At 68.8% G+C, this 826-nt stretch carries 2 pseudogenes; both read right to left on the minus strand.

From position 1 onward, the window contains the following. Positions 1-267 precede the first annotated feature (267 nt). A pseudogene (tilS, locus tag J6500_RS32260) lies at positions 268-690 on the minus strand (tRNA lysidine(34) synthetase TilS); the annotation flags it as partial. Positions 691-746: 56 nt separating this feature from the next. Beyond that, positions 747-826, minus strand: a pseudogene (locus tag J6500_RS31420) (tol-pal system protein YbgF); the annotation flags it as partial.

Below are 826 nucleotides of genomic sequence, written 5' to 3' on the forward strand. Positions count from 1 at the left end.
ATCGCAACGCTGCACAAGGCGCGCATCGATTTCGCCGACGATCCGACCAATCGCGATCCGGCGTTCACGCGTTCGCGGCTGCGCGCGCTGATGCCTGTTCTCGCCAAGGAGGGCGGCGATGCGAGGAACCTGGCACGGCTTGCGGCGCGGCTCGCGCGAGCCAATGCCGCCGTGGAGGTGCTGGTCGACGGCGCCGAGCGCTATCTTGCGTTGAAGGATGGGAACGACCACGACGCCGGCATCGATGCGGCGCTGTTCATGGCGATGCCGGAGGAAATCCGTCTCCGCCTGATCGTCGCGGGTGTGCGCGGTCAGGATGTGCGTGGCGCCGTGCCGGCGCGCGGCCCGCGCCAGCAGGCGATAGCGGGCTTCGCGGGCAGCCGCCGGCAATCCGGTGTCGGGCTTGGCTCCGGTCCAGCGCAGCGTGTGATGCGGCAGATCGAGATTTTGCGCGAGCCGTTTGACGTCGCGCGCCTCGCGGGCAGATTCCGCGCGCAGGCCGAAACTGGTCGCCGTCACCGTCGATCACGGCCTGCGCGACAGGGCACGACGCCAGCGCGCGGCGAGCCACATCAGCGCCACGGAATCCGGACCGCCGGATACTGCGAGCACGATCGCGGGCGCGCTCGCGAGGCCCGCGAACAGGCGTTTGGCGTCCCTTGCCGAAATGGCGGACAGATCGTCTGGCATCGCAAGACCCAGCGTTTCGCAAGAAGAGGTCGGGCAGCGACCTCCGCGACGCCGGTTTAGCACTTCACCCGTTTTTGCTCACGGTCGATGGCGGCCTTCACGCCGCCGGATGCCCGCGGATATTTCCGCGTCACCT

This window comes from Bradyrhizobium semiaridum (assembly GCF_020329505.1).
Taxonomy (GTDB): domain Bacteria; phylum Pseudomonadota; class Alphaproteobacteria; order Rhizobiales; family Xanthobacteraceae; genus Bradyrhizobium; species Bradyrhizobium semiaridum.